The sequence below is a fragment of the Arthrobacter sp. StoSoilA2 genome (genome assembly GCF_019977195.1).
Taxonomy (GTDB): Bacteria; Actinomycetota; Actinomycetes; order Actinomycetales; family Micrococcaceae; genus Arthrobacter.
The window spans coordinates 150,911-168,111 of the sequence record NZ_AP024643.1 but is presented as its reverse complement, the minus strand read 5'-3'; the positions used below and the strand labels follow the sequence as shown (position 1 = coordinate 168,111).

Below are 17,201 nucleotides of genomic sequence, written 5' to 3'. Positions count from 1 at the left end.
TCCTCCGGCCGCTAGTTCAGCTGAAACACTGCCTTGGTGCTGGACTTGTTCCCCAGCCGGGCCTCGAACGTGTAGTAGGCGCCGCCCGCGCCGGGCTTGGCGTCGATCGCAGCGCAGCCCTCCAGCGTCCGGTTGCGTTGCCAGGGGAAATTGGCGGTCTCGCTCTTGCCTGGCTGGATGGTCTTGACCAGGTCTTCACTTCCGGCCTGGCAATCCTTGGAGGAAAAGATCCTGTCCGAGCCACTCATCACCACGTACTCCATCTGCGACGTGCCAACGTTGACCTCGCAAGGCGCCGTCCCGCCATTGGTGATGGTCATGGTGAGCAGCGGCTTCTCCTCAGCCGAGTAGGCCGGCTTGTCAGTAGCCGCGGCGACGGTCACCAGGTTCAGGTCGCACACGGGCGTGGGCTTTGCGGACGGGGAAGCAGTGCCCGCTGTGGGCGCATTCCCTTGCGTGGGCACCTGGGACGCTTCCGGTGTGCTGACAGCTTGCGGCTCGGACTTACTTGCGAGCGCGCCGGTGATTGCCACGACGCCAGCCACTACGAGGGCGATCACCAGCAGCAAAGCGCCGAAGACAAACTGCCGACGACGGCGGTAGACGGCCGGGCTTGGACGTCGCCTGGGCGTCGGGGTGCCAGGGCGGGCGGAACCACCTGAACTGCGGGCAGCACCCTTCGCCGGCGCTGATGTGCGCGCGGACGACTGGTTCTTACCCTGATTGGCCATGTTTCTAGGCTAGGCGGGCCCACTCCGCTGCACGCCACCACCACGCCGCCGGACGCCAAACCCGCCCTGTGTGACGTGCACCGCACGAGGATTGCCGTCCTGGTTTCCACTACAGTAGAGGGCAGAATTCCAGCGCTTCTGCGCAAGCCTAAACTTCAACAGTCCGGGAGATCTGACGCATGGCACTTCCCGGTACGGACCACAGTACGAACCACGGTACGGACCCCGGTGCCCACCACCTCGATGGCCTCCATCGCGCCCTGGACCAGTGGTTCGGCGAGACCGCAAGGGACCTTCCGTGGCGCGAGCCTGACTGCAGCGCCTGGGGGATCCTGGTCAGCGAAGTCATGCTCCAGCAGACGCCGGTGGTGCGCGTGCTGCCGGTCTGGCGGGACTGGATGGAACGCTGGCCCACTCCCGCCCACCTTGCCGACGAGCCTTCAGGGGAAGCCGTGCGCCATTGGGGCCGTCTGGGTTATCCGCGCCGGGCGCTGCGACTGCACGCGGCCGCCGTCGCAATCCGGGACGAGCACGGAGGCGACGTCCCGGACACCTATCCCGAGCTCTTGAGCCTGCCAGGCGTCGGCAGTTACACAGCTGCCGCCGTCGCCGCCTTTGCTTTCGGGCGCCGCGAAACAGTGGTGGACACCAACATTCGCCGCGTCCATGCGCGCCTCATCTCCGGTCACGCCCTGCCCGCTCCGACGCTCACCGCAGCCGAGATGCGCCTTGCCGACGCCTTGCTGCCCGAAGACCGGCACCTGTCCGTGCGGTGGAACGCCTCCGTCATGGAACTGGGTGCGATGGTGTGCACGGCGCGCACCCCTAAGTGCGTCGAGTGTCCTGTGCGCTCAAGCTGCGCCTGGCTCGCGGCAGGTGAGCCGCCGCCGTCGTACACGCCCAAGGGTCAGTCCTGGCACGGCACGGACCGGCAAGTCCGCGGCGCCGTGATGGCCGTCCTCCGCGAAGCTGCTGCCCCGGTTCCGCGCGAAATGTTTGAACAGGCTCCTGCCGACCTCGGGTTCGCGCCGTCCGGCGTCGGGATTCCGCTGGCAGCACTGCACCGGCTCAACTCAGCCCCCGAGCAGCTGGAACGGGCACTCGACGGGCTGCTGCTCGACGGCCTGGCGGAAATGCACGACGGCGGATTGCGGCTCCCAGCGTAAGCGGCAATTGGGGCGTGATGTCGGTTCGGCAACGGGCCAGTGTGAGCCGTAACGATGCGGGTGCCTTTTGCCTGGGCTCCGGGTGCAGGAACCCGGGCCCGGCTTAGGCTGAATCATGGGCAAGATCGGATTGGCTTGGACCCTCGCGGCGATGACCTCGCTGATTCCGGGTTGCTATCCGGAATCGCCACCCCCGTGCCCAGCCATCGCGATGGCGCCGGTGGTGTCCCTGACCATTCAGGCCAGCTACGTGCACGAGGTTAAGTCCATTCGCATGAAGGCGTGCCAAGACGGCGCCTGCACAGAAGCGGACCTGGAGCTGTTTCCCGGAAGCATCTCCGTAGATCAGGGCTGCGCACCCGAGGGCGCTTGCTCGGCAACGTCCTCCCCGGACGGCACCCTGCACGGCAACCTCTTCCTGCCCAACCTGACGGAATCCCCCATCGAGGCAACCGTGTCCGGCACGTCCCCATCCGGGACCGCATTGCCTGTTCGGACGCTGACGTTCACGCCCAAGGCCGACTACCCGTTTGGCGAGCAGTGCGGTCGGTTCATCACCGCCAATCTGGTGCTCGATGGGGCGGGGCTAAGGCAGGGATAATCGAACGGTTCCTCTAGCGATTTGATTTTTGGACGGGTATCCTCGTCTAACCTGCCTGATGGTCAAAGTCCTGGGGGTGTCGTGCACCGGTCTGAGCAGCCCATTCGTGACACGTTTTCTGTCACGGCACCCACCCGCACCGTCGGCGCCCCGGCGCCTGCCGCAGCAGAAGGAAACCTGGTCGCGGACCTCAGCGCGAGGATCCGCCACAAACATGGCACGGAACTGAACGAACTTCGCGAGGCACTAAGTGGGTCCTCGCAACGCGGCTCCCGCCACCGCGGCCGACGCCACTATCGAATGAGCCCCACCCCATCATTTGAGGACGAGACCGTCAATGTGACGATCGTCGTCGAAGCCGTGGAATGGGGATGGTTCGCCACGGGCCCGGCGCCAGCAGGAACATGTGTCACTGTATCCATTGCTGCTCATCGCAGGGACAGTGGAATCCAAGCCCCGCTCTCGTTGACCGAGTGCGACTCGTGGCTTCGAGCCCTCCTGCCCGGTCCTTGGATGACGCACGTTTACCGATGCTGCTGCTCCAGCGGGTCCGCAAGTGCGGGGGTGGTCTCCTACAGGTTGTTTCTTGATGCGCTCCATAAGCCCGCTCCAAAGCCGCCGGAGGTGCTCGCGGAAGGCTGCCAACCCCTTCAACTGCAGTAGGCATTTTCGTATCGTGAAATCTTGATTCCGATATTAAACACAAAAAGGCTTTGAAATTAGCATTTCCGAAACACGCCCCTCATAGCGTCATGTGTGATCCCCGGCCGTGACCCTGCATGGCCCCGCACAGATAGGCGCCCCCATGAAGATTCCCGCACCCGCTATGGCTGTGAGCCCAGCGGCCAAGAAGCCACTCTATAGATCCCTGTTTTTCCAGATCCTGGTGGCTGTGGTGCTGGGGGTCGCCATTGGCTACTTCTGGCCGGGCGTCGGGTCCGCGCTTCGCCCCCTTGGCGATGGCTTTATCCAACTCATCAAGATGATCATTGCGCCACTGATATTCCTGGTCATCGTCACCGGCATCTCGGCCGTGGGCGACGTGAAGTCCGTTGGCCGGGTGGGCGTCAAAGCCCTCATCTACTTCACCGCCGCCACACTGTTCGCCCTTGCGTTCGGGCTGCTCGTGGCCAACATCGTACAGCCGGGAGCCGGCCTGAACATCGATCCCACCTCCCTGTCAGTAGAAGCCGTCAACGCCAAGACCACCACGGCGCCACCAAAGGATGCAGGACAGTTCCTGCTGGGCATCATTCCCACCAGCGTGGTTGGAGCCTTCGCATCCAACACGTTGCTGCAGGTCCTGTGTTTCGCGGTCTTCTTCGGGGCGGCCATCGTGGTGGTGGGACGGGAGAAGTGCAAGCCCGTCATCGACCTCATGGAGACCACCCTCGAACTCTTCTTCAAGATCATGTCCTGGGTGATGCGTGTTGCCCCTGTAGGCGCCTTCGGGGCCATGGCATTCATCATCGGCCAGTACGGGCTCAGCTCGTTGAGCACCTACGCCTTGCTGGTGGCTGCGTGCTACGGTTCGGCACTGGTCTTCATCGGATTGCTGTTCATCGTGGCCTGGGCGTATCCACGCGTTCCACTGTGGCAGTTCATCAAGTACTCCCGCGAAGAGTTCATGCTGGCGCTGGGCACGGCATCCACAGAATCAGTGCTGCCACGGATCATGACCAAGCTGACCAACGCAGGCTGCTCCCGCGCAACCACGGGCTTGGTGGTTCCCACGGGCTACTCTTTCAACCTCGACGGCGCCGCCCTCTACCTTTCGATCTCGCTGCTGTTCCTTGCCCAGGCCTTCGGGCATAACCTCGATTTGGGCCAGCAGCTGGCCGCCCTCGGGATCCTGATGTTGACCTCCAAAGGGATGGCAGGCGTTCCGGGTTCGGCCTTCCTGGCCCTTTCCGCTACCGCCGGCGCTTTGGGAATCTTCCCCGTTGCGGGCGTTGCATTGCTCCTCGGAGCCGACAGGCTGATGGACTCAATGCGCGTCGTGGTCAACCTGCTCGGCAACTGCGTTGCCACGTTTGTGGTGTCCAAATGGGAGGGGCAATTCGATCGTGAGGCGATGCTGGCCGCCTTCCGCGGGGAAACCACGACGCCGGAACCCACCAAAGAGGTTACGGAACCACCGGTGCCCGCTTCGGTGTAGCCAGCAGCTTTGTCCCTATTGGCGCCGGATGCGAAAATACTAAGTAACCTGTCAGTTACAGTCTTTCTCCGGGCGCGCTTCGCGCTGGAATCCCCACAGCGAATCGAAAGGGATGACCGATGAGCTCCACAGAGATGAAAGGTGAGGGAAACGTGCTTGGCGGCTCCTTGAAGTCCCGCATCATGGGGCTCGGCAGCAACGTCATGCCGGACGCCGCGGGGGCGGAGTTCAACCGGCATTTGAGCGAGCCGGGATCGGCCGACGACTAACCGCCAACCACACGCCGATAGGTGCTCGGGGTGAACCCCAGGTACTTCTGGAAGTCGTTCGTCAAATGTGCGTGATCGGCATAGCCAAGTTCGGCCGCGATGCCCGCAAGATCAGCGGAAGGGTCCAGACGTGCCCTCTCCGCGGCATCCTGCAGTCGACGTCGACGTATGAGCGCCGACGGGCTGAGCCCGATGTATTTCCTGGCAATTCGCTGGAGCGTCCGCCCCGAGACAGCGAGCCGGGCCGCCACGTCCTCAATCCGTGTCACGTCCGGGTCGGCCCCAATAACGTCCATCATCCGGTTCGCCAGTAAGGCCTCTTCGGAAGGGAAGTAGTTCAGGGCACCCAGCCACGACGCAAAGGCGTCCACTGCCAGCCCGCGGCGGGCACCGCCGTCGGGAGCGTTCATGGCCTGTACGACTGAACGGTGAAGGTCCTCAAACGGCAACACCACCTCGGCATCACGCAAGCTGCCCGGATCGTCGGTGAACACCGGAACAGCCGCAGGGCTCAACAGCGCTCCCACTGCCCAGCCACGGCCATTCAAGTCTCGATAAGCGGCCCGGGTTGTGGGACCCGAGAAGACCACGTCATCCAACTGCACAACGAGATTGGACGCGGGGTAGGCGATCAGGTGTTGACGGGACATGCGGCCTGGCTCGATGTCCCATTCAGGAATCCAGAACCATTGGACCAGCTCCGCAACAGACTCCGGTGCCGCCAAACGGTTGAAAGTGGGAAGCCGTGCCGGGTAAAGAATCCCCTTGAAGGAACTGTCCACGAGCCTCCTCCCCAACAAAGTCTGTCGCGAATTTCCAAGCGCCGGGGACAGCCCGGCCCGTAGCGTCAAGGACATGACAGATACTACAAGCACTGAGCCAACCACGGCCGCCCATGGAAAGTACACCACCCACGGAGTCCCCAACGGGCTGACCAGCCTCACGCCGTTCCTTGCCATACCCAATGCCAAAGATGCGATCACGTTCTATACGGACGTTTTCGGCGCACGGGTTGTTGGCGTCACGGAGATGGGCGGCGTTGTGGTCCATGCCGAACTCGACCTCGGAAACGGCCACCTTCAACTAGGGGAACCCAACCCGGAATACCACTTGGTCCCGGCGCCCGACGGCGATGATGACTGCTATTCCCTGGGCTTTTACTGCCCGGACGCAGACGCACTCGTGCAACGGGCGGAACAAGCCGGCGCCCTCATTCGCGAACCACTCACCACGTTCGTTTCAGGGGACCGATATGCCAGCATCCGCGATCCGTTCGGTGTCCGCTGGTCCATCATGACGCGGGTGGAAGATCTCTCCGAAGAGGAGAGCAACCGTCGAGTCGAGGAGTGGGCGGCCCAGCAGGGTTAGGAAAGACACAGGCAGAACGGATGTCCGGCCGGGTCAAGGAACACCCTGAAGGTGGTCCCCGGCTGGTGCTCCGCCTTGCTTGCCCCCAACGAAAGAGCCACTTCCTCACCCTTGTCCAGATCTTCCACCATCAGATCAAGGTGCATCTGCTGGGGTACCGTTTGCCCCGGCCATTCCGGTGCGTGATACGACTGGACCTGTTGGAAAGCAATGCAGTTGTTCCCATCGCTGGGACGGATCTCGAACCAATCAGTTTCGCCTTTGACCTCCCAGCCCAGCAGTTCGCCGTAAAAGGCGGCAAGGGCGGGCGCATCCGGACAATCGATAGCAACACTCGGGTATCGGGCTATTGCCATTTTGCTAAACCTCGTCTGCCGTTTTCTTCATTCGGGCCAGCGCACTCTTGGTGCCCCTTTGGGTAAGAACGTGAACCACGGCGCCAACGCCCGCGGAAACCACAGCGAACATGAGCACTCCCGGCAAGGAATCGTTCAGATTGGTTCCGTCCTTGGGGGCAGGTTTGCCTGTCTTTTTCTCCCAGAGTCCTTCAAGCGTCTTGTTTGCCAGCACTCCAGCTCCGAGGCTGACTGCCAGGCCGAACAATTTCACCAGCAAATTCACGAAAGAATCCTCCATCTGATCGTGCGGGTTTGCCCTGCCAAACACAAAGGAAGGCAGGGCCGCTGCAACCGCAACGGCCCTGCCCGAATTCCTAGTCGTGCTTGAAAGCGTCCTTTACCTTTTCGCCGGCGCCCTTGAGGTCGCTCTTGACCTGCTCGCCCTTGCCTTCGGCTTCCAGGCGCTCGTTGTCAGTGAGCTTTCCGGCAGCTTCCTTGGCCTTGCCTGCGATCTTCTCGCCAGCGTTCTCCATCTTGTCGTCAGCACCCATGCCCGCACCTCTTCCTTGTAGTGAACCTGTACCTCTACAACATCACTAATCAGTGTACTTAGCAATATTTGCTCCGGACGAAGGCGGGTCAGATCTCCCCGAATCCTTCGCCCACCAACCGCCCGACATACTGAACTGCCCTTGCGGCGTCCTTGCCACGGGCCTCCACGCGCAGGGTTGCACCCTGGCCGGCGGCGAGCGCCATGAGCGCCATCATGGACGTCCCGTCGACGTCGTTGATTGTCACCTCGGCGTCAAGGCCGGACAGTCCACCGGCTATCTTGGCCGCAGGCCGCGCGTGGATGCCCATGGGATTAATGAGCTCGAAGTCGCCTGCAGCATCCGGTTCCCGGGACTCGGAAAGACTGTCCGGCGCTTCCGTGCCGGCAGAAGCCCGGAATCCCACCGCTTCGGCAGCCTTACGCACGTCTTCGGCGCCCGCCCCGCCCTGCGCCGCGACTGCCGCGGCCACAAGCCCTTCAACCAAAGGCGCGTCGGCGAGCAAGATAGCGTCGGGGTCGCTGGCGAACTCGATCGCAGACTCAGCTGTCATTACTGCCGAGCCCAGATCAGTCAGCACCACGACGCCCTCTCCTCCGGCATCAACCAGTGACTGCTCGACGGCGGCAAGCACCTTCTCGAGGCTGGTGCCAATGCGTTCGTCGTCAGTGCCCCCGGCGGCGACGAGTTCGACGTCGGGCGCCATCTGGGCGGCGAGTTCCACAGCGCCCTCAGCGATCTTGCTGCTGTGGGAGACAACCACAATCCCAACCGTCATACGGCGTCGGTTCCCGTGTTTCCTGCGGAGCCGGCCGCTGCTGCTGCCGCGGCGCGCAAGAGCAACGCCGTTGAGGCCGCTCCTGGATCACGATGCCCCGCGCTCCGCTCCCCGAGGTAACTTGCGCGGCCCTTGCGGGCCACCAACGGATCGGTAGCCACGGCCCCTACTTCGGCCGCCTCGGCAGCAGCCTGCAGGACGGCGAGTACATCGCCGCCATCGGACGCCGCGTTTTTGGCCGCCTCAACTGCGGGCGTCCACGCGTCAACCATGGTCTTGTCCCCTGTTTCGGCTTTGCCGCGCGCCACCACGCCGTCGCGGGCAGCCGCGAGCGCGGAAGCCAAAGCATCGGCGTCGATGTCAGTGGAATCGCCGAGCGATGTGGCCGCCCGCAGATATGCCGTCCCATACAGAGGCCCCGCAGCTCCGCCCACCTTGGACATCAAGGCCATCGCCGCCGCCTTGAGGGCAGCTCCCGCAGTTTCCGGCGGCGTCTCGTCCAGCTTCTGCAGGACGGCCTGGAATCCACGGTCCATGTTCTCGCCGTGGTCAGAGTCGCCGATTGCGCGGTCCAGTTCAATCAATTCCGTTCGGTGTTCTGCCATAGCCTTCGCCGAAAGCTTCAGCCAGTCCACTGCCCAATCGACGCCCAGGCTCATGCTCACGCTCCCCAACGGAGGGCAGCCGTGTGGACGGGAGCATCCCACAACTGCACCAGCTCGTCGTCCAGGCGCAGCACGGACACCGAGCACCCCTGCATTTCAAGTGAAGTCACGTAGTTCCCCACGAGTGAGCGTTCCACGGATGCCCCGCGCTCCGCGAGCACCTGGGCGGCCCTTCGGTAGACGATGTAGAGCTCGCTCTGCGGCGTGCCGCCCATGCCGTTGACGAACAGCAGCACCCTGTCCCCGGACGAGATGGCGAGATCCTCAAGCACGGGTTCCAAGAGACGGTCGGTGATCGCGTCGGCGCTTTCCATGGCGATCCTGTGGCGTCCAGGCTCGCCATGGATGCCGATACCGATCTCGATCTCGTCCTCGGCCAGCTCGAAGCTCGGCGTACCCGCGTGCGGAACCGTGCAGCCGGAGAGCGCCACTCCCATGGTCCTCACGTTGGCAGCGACCCGCTCCGCGATGGCGGCGACGGCTTCAAGACCGTCTCCGCGTTCAGCGGCGGCACCGGCAATCTTCTCCACGAGGACCGTCCCGCCCACTCCACGGCGGCCCGCCGTATACAGCGAGTCCTCCACGGCGACATCGTCGTTGACCAGCACCGAACGCACGTGCACGCCTTCTACCTGTGCCATCTCCGCGGCAGTCTCAAAGTTCAGGACGTCCCCGGTGTAGTTCTTGACGATATGAACGACGCCGGCACCTGAGTCCACGGCGACGGTCGCCGGTATGATTTGGTCGGGCGTGGGCGAGGTAAAGACGGCACCGGGTACCGCGGCGTCGAGCATGCCGAGGCCCACGAAACCAGCGTGCAGCGGCTCGTGGCCGCTGCCCCCGCCGGATACCAGGGCAACTTTGCCCGCAACGGGTACGCCTTTCCGGATGACGTACTTGGGCTCGGGATGGACGTCCACGATGTCGGCATGGGCCATGCCGAACCCTTCGACGGACTCGTCCACCACGGCGCGTGGATCATTGATGAGCTTTTTCATGGGATGCTCCTGGGCGTGCTGTGGCTGGTGCTCTGACCCTACTACCGGCGCCCGGGCACACGGTAGGCCTCGGCGGCGCGAGGACGCCCACACCTATTAGCCGACACCCATTAAAAGGCAGGCAGGGACGGCCGCAAAGGCCCGTCCCTGCCGGAATGTCATGCTTGATCCGGGTGATGCCCGGGCTCCGCGCTGGTGGCTGGAGGACTTATCTCCGCCTCGCCCCGGGCGTGGAAATCGAGCCAAAATGCCGAGTACAGGTCCGGGTTGGAGTGGGCTGTCCCCGGCCAGAAGGATTCATTCGGCCAGGAGCCGTGGGGGATGTCTATCTGGAAAGCTGAAAAGTCCGGAAACGTGACACGATCTTGCACGGTCCGCCCCCTCAACTGTTCAGTACGGCGTCGCCGCCGGCCGTGACGACGTCGTCGAGCAGCACGGCCTGATCCATAACCACCGGCTGCTCCGCGACGGGAAGCCCGACTACGTGCCCAAAGCTGAACATGTTCTTCGGATCCAGTTCCGCCTTCGCCTTCTTAAGCCGCTCCCGTGCGCTGGGACCCCATGCCCGCTCCCTGTCCTCGGCATCCACGAAGTGCCCATGGAGGTTTACAAATGTGCCTGCATTGGCAGCCGGACGAAGATCTGCGTGCACGGCATCGAAAACTGCCGGCAGCACCTCGACAACGGGCGGCGCGGCAATGGCAACCATGTAGAAGCTGAACGCCGCGTCACGGCCGCCCACAATATCCTCGCCCTCCGCGCTCTTGGCAAGGGCGCCGCCCAGCAGCCGTAGTTCGGCCAGCAACACCGGACTCTCAACGCCCGGACCGAAGTGCCGCAGAATTGCCTCGGACGCCTCTTCGTCCAAACGGTCAAGCAGGAAGCCACGCTCGCGAACAGGGACTGGCTGGTCCGGATCCTGGTGGACCGTGTCGAATTGGCTTGCTTCCAAAGGGCCGGTGGCGTCCATCATGAACGGCGCGCTTCGGCGCATGGGCTCCAGCAGCTCCGCCGCAGCAGCCAGGTCACCCTGGTAGGCGTAGCGGAGGTGGATCACAAACTTTCCCCGCAAGGGCTCCGGAATCATCTCCATCTCCGGGAGACGCAAAAACGCCAACGACGCCGATGCCTCCGCAGGCAGCGATGGCACCCATTCCCTAAACGCCCCCAGGACTTCCGGGGCGTGCCCGCCGTCGAAGTAGACGCCGCCTGCGTAGAGATCGGCGGCTGGGAAGAGGTGGAATTCCATGGCCGTCACAATGCCCAGGTTGCCCTTGCCGCCTCGCAGGAGGAAGAACAGCTCGGGATTCTCGTCCTTGGTAACCCGTAGCTGGGTGCCATCCGATGTGACCAGCTCGAAAGCGATGACATGATCCGAGGCGAAGCCGTACTTACGGCCCAGGATGGGCAGGCCACCGCCCAAGGTGTATCCCACCACGCCGACGTCAGTGGTTGAACCACAGAGGCCCATCAAACCGAAGGTTGCAGCAAGCTCAACCACAGCCTTCCATCGAACACCGGCACCCACCCTGGCAGTCTTCTCAAGGGGGTCGATGCTGAGTTCCAGCATGCGGCGGGTACTGATGAGCATCCCGCCTTCTATCGCGTTTGTTGCACCATGCCCGGTGGACTGGACGGCTACGGGCATTCCCCGTTCCGCAGCCCATCTGATAGCCGCCGAAACGTCCTCTGCGTCGAGGGCGCCGAAGGCAAGATCCGGCTTGTGTTCAGTGGAGAGATTGAAGGCCGCTACCTCGGATTGGAAGCCGGGATCGGCAGGCGTGAACACGGGACCGCGCACGCTGAGTTGGAGTTCTGAAATGCTTGCATTACCTGAAAAGGACGCGTGGGACTGCATGATCTTCTCTCGATTGACCGAATGGCGGAAGCTCCCCAGCAAGCCTCGATCAGTTTATCCATCAACTTTAGATAAGAGAAGGGGTTTAAATCACGCATAATCCGGGCAGGGTTGAACCCCGCACCAGTCGGGTCTTGTTGTGGGTTCTCAGAGGTGCTTGATCATGCGTGTATTGCCCAGGGTGTTGGGCTTTACGCGGGCCAGATCCAGGAATTCCGCCACGCCTTCGTCATGCGAGCGCAGCAGCTCCGAGTACACCTGCGGGTCCACGGCCGACTGGTCCTCCATGACCTCGAAGCCATGGCGCTTGAAGAAGTCCACCTCAAACGTCAGGCAGAAGACGCGGCTAACGCCAAGCTCCTTGGCCTTTTCAAGGAGATCCTCCACCAGCACGTGCCCCACACCGCGCCCCCGCCACGTGTCGGCAGCCGCGAGGGTACGAATCTCGGCCAGGTCTTCCCACATAACGTGCAGGGCGCCGCAGCCAATCACGTCGCCATCCTGGGATTCGGCAATCCGGAATTCCTGGAGGCTCTCGTAGTACGCCACAGTTTCCTTGGCCATCAAAATCCGCTGCTCCGCCAAGGGCGCGACCAGCCTCTTAATCGCCACCACATCACTGGTACGGGCAGGACGAAGGCTAAAGGTCGAATTCACTCCCCCATCCTAGCTACGTGGGACGGGGCCGCGGATTCGTGACCGAGAAGGAGGGGGTTACCAACATTTATGGGTCCATCTGTTGGCAAAGGGCCGTGGCGGCCACGCTTCAGGACGCCTATCTGGTGGACTGGAAGCGCTTACCAACACTTAGCTTGATAAATGTTGGTAAGCTGGGGGCATGGCAACACATCCGCGCGTTGGTATTCCGGTCGATCCGGTCTCCTTCGAGACCTTCGACTGGAAGCCGCGAGCGCCGGAGATGTACTCCCGCGCGGAGGTGGAGCGCCAAACCGGTCCTTACCAGGCGGCCGTCACGGCGCCGATAGCCGCCTGGACTCCCATCATCTCCAGCGAAGATTCCGCCGATATCGAGGACGCCACTCGACAGCTGGTCGGGTTCGACAAGCACGCGCAGCGGCTCCTTGGTAGAGAGAATCCCGCGCTCGGGCCAATGACGGCGATCCTGCTGCGCACAGAGTCTGCCTCCAGCTCGCAGATAGAACAGTTGACGACGTCCGCCAAGCAGCTCGCTCTTGCCGAGATCGACGAGGGCGGCAAATCCAACGCCCTCACCGTCATCGGCAACGTTCGAGCCATGGAGGCGGCCCTCCAACTGGCCGACGACATCAGCGAGGAGTCCATCCTCGCAATGCACAAGGCACTGATGCTCCACCAGCGCGGCTTCGATCCTGCCGGCGCCGGCCGTTTCCGGGACGAGCAGGTATGGATCGGCCCGGGTCAGGCAGGGCCACGGGTGGCCGAGTTCGTCGCTCCGCACCACGACCGCATTCCCGGTGCGATCACGGACCTGGTTAAGTTCATCGATCGCCATGATGTCTCCGTACTCGTCCAAGTGGCGATCAGCCATGCCCAGTTCGAAACGATCCACCCCTTCCCGGACGGGAACGGCCGGACAGGGCGAGCACTGGCGCAGTCGGTTCTCCGTAACAAGGGCCTGGTGGACTCAACCGCCGTGCCGATCTCCGCGGGCCTCCTGGTGGATACCGCACGCTACTTCGCAGCACTGGGCGCATTTCGGGAGGGCGATGCCGGCCCGATCGTCCGCGAGTTCGCCATGGCGAGCCGGATCGCCGCAACTACGGGGTCGCGGCTGGTCGACGACCTTGTCGCACAACTCGAGGAGTCCCGCGCTAAGATGACGGGACTGCGCGCGGACGCGGCGGCCTGGCGGGTGTTGCCCGCACTGATCGGCCAGCCTGCAGTGAACACGAAATACCTTGTGACCGAGCTCGGACTTGGCGAGATGGCGGCATTGCGGGCACTCGATACCCTGACGGACCGCGGCGTACTGACGGAAGCGTCAGGCCGCGGCCGCAACCGCGTGTGGCAGCACCGCGGGATATTCGAAGTCCTCGATGCCTACGCCACCGGAATTAGCCGTATGTCCGCAGGCTGATCCGCCGCCGCCCGTTCCGGTCACTAGATCCCCAACTCCTCCGGCAGCGCCACGTCCTCGCCCAGCACCTGCTTTGCCAGGAAGTGCTCCACGACTCCGTACCAAACCTTGGCGTGCTGCGGCTGCAGTACCCAGTGGTTTTCGTCGGGGAAGTAGAGGAACCGGTGCGGGCTCTGGCCGTTGTCGTCCGCGGGCAACTGCGACGAGGATAGCAGTTCGTACCAAAGCCGCAAGCCCTCGCCGATCGGGACGCGATAATCCTTGTCTCCGTGGATCACGAGCATTGGCGTCTTGATGTTGCGTACGTTGAGGTGTGGCGAGTTCTCCATCGCCATCTCCACCGTCATTTCCTTCAGCCAGTATTGTGCGGCGTCGGTGGTGGGGCCGAACTGGTCCAGGGCCCACAAACTCGCGTGGGTCACGATGGCCTTGAAACGGTCGGTCTGGCCGGCAACCCAGTTTGCCATGTAGCCTCCGAAGGACCCGCCCATCGCCGCAGTCCTTGACCCGTCGATGTCCGCGCGCGCAACTACGGCATCGGTGATGGCCATGAGGTCCGAGAAGGGCTTCTTGCCCCATTCGCCCCAGCCGCGCTGGATGAATTCCTGGCCATAACCCGTGGACAGCGCAGGGTCAGGCAGCAGCACGGCATAGCCCTTTGCGACCAGCAGCCAGGGATTCCAACGCCAGGTCCAGGCGTTCCATGAGCCCAGCGGTCCACCGTGGATCCACAGCAGGAGGGGAGCCGGCTTGTCATCGGAAGCCCCTTCAGGGAGCGCCAGGTACGCTGGCACGCGGGAGCCATCCTCCGCCGTCGTTTCCACGCGTTCGAGGCGTCCCTTGTACCTTGGCCGTTCCGTGGGTGCCTGCAACCTCACCACTTCTCCGGAAGCGAGGTCGATCCGCACAGCTTCAGGGGGAAACTCGTATGAGCTCCGCAGCGCGTAGGCTGTGGTTCCGTCCGGCGAAACCACGACGTCGGAATACGCTGCAGCGTCTTTCGTTACCCGTGTGACCCGCCCGTCGGCGACGTCGATCCGGAAAAGCGGCGACGCGCCGTCGTCGTCCGCTTTCACCAGGATGGCATCGCCTTGCGGGAGCCACGCCAAGGCAGTTGCCCAGCGGTCCCATTGGTGCGCGAGCGGCTCCAGGTCCGTTGTTTCGCTGCCTGATACGTCCAGCAGGTGCAGCTTGATCTGCGGCGCCTGCGTGGGCGTGGTGTCACTCTCACTCTCCACTACCAGCGTGCGGTTGTCCGGGCTGACGGGACCAGGGAAGTAGCTCATTCCCTCGCGGTCCAGAAGCACCTTTACTGTTCCCGTGGCAACGTCGACGGCGGCCAGCACCTCACGGCTGTTGGCCTTGGCGAGGGCTTTCGTGAGGCTCGTGTAGATGGTCTTGCCGTCCGGACTCACCACAGTTTTGGCTTCCCGCAGCGAGCCTCCGACGCCGGGCGTCAGGTTCCTCAGTTTGAGCGGCGTTGGCGCGTCAATGGTTGTTGGCTTGCCGTGCTCCTTCGCCTCGCCCGGCTCCACGGCGAACAAACGCGGTTCGGCAGGACCCAGGTCCGCGTCCCAATAGCGGATCGGGTAGCCACTGTGCAGGATGGCGGACACTTTGTTGTCTTTGCGGGCCTTGCGGCGTTCCTCGTCGTTCTCCTCATTGCTGGAGCCTGCCAAAACCTCGGCGTTGACGAAGATGGCATCCGCATTCTTTGCGGCCATAACGGAACTGATCCCGCCGGCGCGCGAGTGCACAACCCGGGCCTCGCCGCCATCGGCGGGGAGCAACCACAATGCGTTCACCGGATCGGCGTCGGGATCTGCGCTCTCGGGGTCGGGGCGGGAGGACGTGAAGTAGAGGTCGCCGTTCGCGGCGAAGGCGGCACCGGCCTCACCCTTGGCACTCCGGGTGATCCGACGGGCATGGCCCTGACCGGTGGGGTCCATCTCCCATAATGCGGTGACGAACTCAGTGCCTTTGCCATTGAGGGTTGAAACGGTGGTGACCAGGCGCTTGCCGTCCGGGCTGAGCGTGAGACCACTGACCCGGGGGATGGAGAGGTAGTGATCGATGTCGTGGAATGGAGTTTCAGGTGATGCCGTGCCTGGGCTTGGGGTGTCAGTGGAATCCATGCTCCGATTCAACACGCATTGTGTCGCGGATCACAGGGTAGTTCACTCTTAGTGAAACACTACTTTCAGATATTCGCCCGCCGCTCCCAACTGGGTCGCATTTAAGCGCGTTATGGGGGCTCATAACGCGCTTAACTGCGACCCAGTTGGGAGGTTGCGGAGCGTCTGCAGCACGGCGGCGGTCCCGTCTTCGTTCCCGATCCGCGCAGCGAGGACTTTTGCCCGGGCTGCGTAGGACGGGGTGCTGACAGCTTCCCGGATGGCGTACGCCAATCGCTCAACGGTGAGCCCCTTGTAGGGAACCGGCCGGGGCCCTGCGCCGAGGGCAGCAACCCGGGCAGCCCACAGCGGTTGGTCCGTATACACCGGGACGCAGACCGTGGGGACACCAGCGCGGAGGCCGGCAGCGGTGGTGCCGGAGCCCGCATGGTGCGCGACTGCCGCCATCCTCGGAAACAACCATTCGTGCGGGACCGCACCGATGCCGATCGCATCATCGTCCGAGAGGTCCCCCGCACCCTGCAGCACCGCCCTGACGCCCGCCCGCCTGATGGCCTCAAGAACGAAACCGGCCTCCAGCGCAGCGCTGCTTCCAAACCCGACGAACACCGGCGGTGGCCCTGCGGATAGAAAGTCCTCCAGTTCCGCGGACGGACTCCATTCCGGCTCGGGCGCCGGCCACCAGTACCCCGCCATGACCAACCCAGGGCGCCAGTCCGTCGGTCGCGGTAGAACTGTGGGGCTGATCCCATGGAGGACCGTGCTGCTCGCCCTGGCTCGACGTCGCTCGGCAGCTTGGCGTGACAGCTTCGGCAGGCCCAACTCGTGGCGAAGCCTTGCACTCGGGGCATCATAGGGGGCAGGTCCGGCCAGGACCCGCTCGCCAATAATCCGGTTGCCCAGCCCGCCCAGGTTCCGGGCGGACCCCAGCAGCACAGGAGGGTAGTCTGCGCTGGGTTCCACCGGCTGCAGATGCGCGCCCACCGCTGGAATTCCAACCGCTTCAGCGACGTCGTAGGCATATGGCGCCACGGAATTAGCCAGGATGACGTCCGCACCCGCCTCAACCGCAGCCAGGGTCCCGGTGGCCGCTTGATCCATGTACTCGCTCAGCTCCCGCCAGGTGGTGAGCATGCCGCCGGACGACTTTGCTCCACCCGGTGTAGCACGCTTGATGATCCTGGCAAGGTCGCCGGGAAGAGGACGATACTCACACCCGGACCTGACCACGAGGTGCGCGTACGCGGGGTTGGCAGCGATGGACACCTCGTAGCCCAGCTTTTGCAGACGACTGCCGAGCCCTGCCATGGGGGCGACATCTCCGCGCGTCCCCGGACAAATCATCAATACTCGCATGCACCCCTCCATTGCAGTTCTTGACTCTCCATAGCCACCCTAAGGGCACACCGGCACCCAAAACTCCGGGGACCAACGCACGCGGGGACCAACGCAAATGCCCCGCCCACTCCTTTCGGAATGGACGGGGCAGTTGGCTTACGTTGCGTACG

18 protein-coding genes are annotated in these 17,201 nt (G+C 63.6%); 6 read left to right on the top strand and 12 right to left on the bottom strand.

All coding sequences use genetic code 11. The features are described 5' to 3' along the window. Positions 1 to 11: 11 nt before the first annotated feature. Entirely contained in the window at positions 12 to 731 is a 720-nt protein-coding gene (locus tag LDN82_RS00805) for a hypothetical protein (protein ID WP_224166022.1), read from the bottom strand. Between the two features lie 329 nt (positions 732 to 1,060). Between LDN82_RS00805 and LDN82_RS00800 the strand changes: the two genes are divergently transcribed. The 4 genes from LDN82_RS00800 to LDN82_RS00785 all read left to right on the top strand — a co-directional run bounded on the left by LDN82_RS00800 (position 1,061) and on the right by LDN82_RS00785 (position 4,925). Then, positions 1,061 to 1,897: an A/G-specific adenine glycosylase gene (locus LDN82_RS00800; RefSeq protein WP_275965520.1), complete on the top strand. Its 837-nt coding sequence runs from the start codon at positions 1,061 to 1,063 to the stop codon at positions 1,895 to 1,897. Positions 1,898 to 2,012: 115 nt separating this feature from the next. Then, positions 2,013 to 2,498 carry a hypothetical protein gene (locus LDN82_RS00795; RefSeq protein WP_224166021.1) on the top strand — a complete coding sequence of 162 codons (486 nt, stop codon included), beginning with the start codon at positions 2,013 to 2,015 and terminating at the stop codon, positions 2,496 to 2,498. An 805-nt stretch (positions 2,499 to 3,303) separates the two neighbouring features. Beyond that, positions 3,304 to 4,656, top strand: coding sequence for a cation:dicarboxylase symporter family transporter (locus tag LDN82_RS00790; RefSeq protein WP_224166020.1), 1,353 nt, complete (start codon positions 3,304 to 3,306; stop codon positions 4,654 to 4,656). A 119-nt stretch (positions 4,657 to 4,775) separates the two neighbouring features. Further along, positions 4,776 to 4,925 (top strand): hypothetical protein, encoded by a 150-nt coding sequence (locus LDN82_RS00785; RefSeq protein WP_224166019.1) that lies wholly within the window; start codon positions 4,776 to 4,778, stop codon positions 4,923 to 4,925. Here the strand turns inward: LDN82_RS00785 and LDN82_RS00780 are convergent. Continuing rightward, complete coding sequence (locus LDN82_RS00780; protein WP_224166018.1) at positions 4,922 to 5,707, bottom strand: helix-turn-helix transcriptional regulator; 786 nt, start codon at positions 5,705 to 5,707, stop codon at positions 4,922 to 4,924. The two genes, LDN82_RS00785 and LDN82_RS00780, sit on opposite strands and share 4 nt — an antisense overlap. A gap of 73 nt (positions 5,708 to 5,780) precedes the next feature. On the opposite strand from LDN82_RS00780, the gene LDN82_RS00775 reads away from it, so the two are divergent. Continuing rightward, positions 5,781 to 6,293, top strand: a complete 513-nt coding sequence (locus LDN82_RS00775) for a VOC family protein (protein WP_224166017.1) — start codon at positions 5,781 to 5,783, stop codon at positions 6,291 to 6,293. Here LDN82_RS00775 and LDN82_RS00770 read toward each other — a convergent pair. The 8 genes from LDN82_RS00770 to LDN82_RS00735 all read right to left on the bottom strand — a co-directional run bounded on the left by LDN82_RS00770 (position 6,290) and on the right by LDN82_RS00735 (position 12,138). Continuing rightward, positions 6,290 to 6,649 (bottom strand): VOC family protein, encoded by a 360-nt coding sequence (locus LDN82_RS00770; RefSeq protein ID WP_224166016.1) that lies wholly within the window; start codon positions 6,647 to 6,649, stop codon positions 6,290 to 6,292. The genes LDN82_RS00775 and LDN82_RS00770 overlap by 4 nt on opposite strands. Positions 6,650 to 6,653: 4 nt before the next feature. Then, positions 6,654 to 6,914, bottom strand: coding sequence for a DUF4235 domain-containing protein (locus LDN82_RS00765; protein WP_224094636.1), 261 nt, complete (start codon positions 6,912 to 6,914; stop codon positions 6,654 to 6,656). Positions 6,915 to 7,005: 91 nt separating this feature from the next. Beyond that, positions 7,006 to 7,182, bottom strand: coding sequence for a CsbD family protein (locus LDN82_RS00760; protein WP_224094634.1), 177 nt, complete (start codon positions 7,180 to 7,182; stop codon positions 7,006 to 7,008). An 88-nt stretch (positions 7,183 to 7,270) separates the two neighbouring features. Beyond that, positions 7,271 to 7,960, bottom strand: coding sequence for a dihydroxyacetone kinase phosphoryl donor subunit DhaM (dhaM, locus tag LDN82_RS00755; protein WP_224166015.1), 690 nt, complete (start codon positions 7,958 to 7,960; stop codon positions 7,271 to 7,273). After that, entirely contained in the window at positions 7,957 to 8,619 is a 663-nt protein-coding gene (gene dhaL, locus LDN82_RS00750) for a dihydroxyacetone kinase subunit DhaL (RefSeq protein WP_224166014.1), read from the bottom strand. The genes dhaM and dhaL overlap by 4 nt, the downstream gene beginning before the upstream one ends. Positions 8,620 to 8,621: 2 nt before the next feature. Next, positions 8,622 to 9,623 carry a dihydroxyacetone kinase subunit DhaK gene (gene dhaK, locus LDN82_RS00745; protein WP_224166013.1) on the bottom strand — a complete coding sequence of 334 codons (1,002 nt, stop codon included), beginning with the start codon at positions 9,621 to 9,623 and terminating at the stop codon, positions 8,622 to 8,624. 382 nt (positions 9,624 to 10,005) lie between these two features. Next, positions 10,006 to 11,481, bottom strand: coding sequence for an FAD-binding oxidoreductase (locus LDN82_RS00740; RefSeq protein ID WP_224166012.1), 1,476 nt, complete (start codon positions 11,479 to 11,481; stop codon positions 10,006 to 10,008). Positions 11,482 to 11,628: 147 nt separating this feature from the next. Beyond that, positions 11,629 to 12,138 carry an amino-acid N-acetyltransferase gene (locus tag LDN82_RS00735; protein ID WP_224166011.1) on the bottom strand — a complete coding sequence of 170 codons (510 nt, stop codon included), beginning with the start codon at positions 12,136 to 12,138 and terminating at the stop codon, positions 11,629 to 11,631. A 181-nt stretch (positions 12,139 to 12,319) separates the two neighbouring features. Here LDN82_RS00735 and LDN82_RS00730 point away from each other — a divergent pair, with 181 nt between their 5' ends. Continuing rightward, the gene (locus LDN82_RS00730) at positions 12,320 to 13,558 is read left to right on the top strand and encodes a Fic family protein (protein WP_224166010.1); all 1,239 of its coding nucleotides are present in this window, start codon (positions 12,320 to 12,322) and stop codon (positions 13,556 to 13,558) included. A 23-nt stretch (positions 13,559 to 13,581) separates the two neighbouring features. Here LDN82_RS00730 and LDN82_RS00725 read toward each other — a convergent pair whose 3' ends face one another. Next, positions 13,582 to 15,693, bottom strand: coding sequence for an alpha/beta fold hydrolase (locus LDN82_RS00725; protein WP_224166009.1), 2,112 nt, complete (start codon positions 15,691 to 15,693; stop codon positions 13,582 to 13,584). A 120-nt stretch (positions 15,694 to 15,813) separates the two neighbouring features. Then, positions 15,814 to 17,049 (bottom strand): glycosyltransferase, encoded by a 1,236-nt coding sequence (locus tag LDN82_RS00720; RefSeq protein WP_224166008.1) that lies wholly within the window; start codon positions 17,047 to 17,049, stop codon positions 15,814 to 15,816. Positions 17,050 to 17,201 lie beyond the last annotated feature (152 nt).

Excerpts from the sequence above, each read along its gene's own strand:
- LDN82_RS00790 (WP_224166020.1), top strand. The coding sequence starts at position 3,304 with ATGAAGATTCCCGCACCCGCTATGGCTGTGAGCCCAGCGGCCAAGAAG.
- dhaL (WP_224166014.1), bottom strand. The coding sequence starts at position 8,619 with ATGAGCCTGGGCGTCGATTGGGCAGTGGACTGGCTGAAGCTTTCGGCG.
- dhaM (WP_224166015.1), bottom strand. The coding sequence starts at position 7,960 with ATGACGGTTGGGATTGTGGTTGTCTCCCACAGCAGCAAGATCGCTGAG.
- LDN82_RS00795 (WP_224166021.1), top strand. The coding sequence starts at position 2,013 with ATGGGCAAGATCGGATTGGCTTGGACCCTCGCGGCGATGACCTCGCTG.
- LDN82_RS00720 (WP_224166008.1), bottom strand. The coding sequence starts at position 17,049 with ATGCGAGTATTGATGATTTGTCCGGGGACGCGCGGAGATGTCGCCCCC.
- LDN82_RS00730 (WP_224166010.1), top strand. The coding sequence starts at position 12,320 with ATGGCAACACATCCGCGCGTTGGTATTCCGGTCGATCCGGTCTCCTTC.
- LDN82_RS00740 (WP_224166012.1), bottom strand. The coding sequence starts at position 11,481 with ATGCAGTCCCACGCGTCCTTTTCAGGTAATGCAAGCATTTCAGAACTC.
- dhaK (WP_224166013.1), bottom strand. The coding sequence starts at position 9,623 with ATGAAAAAGCTCATCAATGATCCACGCGCCGTGGTGGACGAGTCCGTC.
- LDN82_RS00760 (WP_224094634.1), bottom strand. The coding sequence starts at position 7,182 with ATGGGTGCTGACGACAAGATGGAGAACGCTGGCGAGAAGATCGCAGGC.
- LDN82_RS00805 (WP_224166022.1), bottom strand. The coding sequence starts at position 731 with ATGGCCAATCAGGGTAAGAACCAGTCGTCCGCGCGCACATCAGCGCCG.
- LDN82_RS00770 (WP_224166016.1), bottom strand. The coding sequence starts at position 6,649 with ATGGCAATAGCCCGATACCCGAGTGTTGCTATCGATTGTCCGGATGCG.
- LDN82_RS00725 (WP_224166009.1), bottom strand. The coding sequence starts at position 15,693 with ATGGATTCCACTGACACCCCAAGCCCAGGCACGGCATCACCTGAAACT.
- LDN82_RS00775 (WP_224166017.1), top strand. The coding sequence starts at position 5,781 with ATGACAGATACTACAAGCACTGAGCCAACCACGGCCGCCCATGGAAAG.
- LDN82_RS00785 (WP_224166019.1), top strand. The coding sequence starts at position 4,776 with ATGAGCTCCACAGAGATGAAAGGTGAGGGAAACGTGCTTGGCGGCTCC.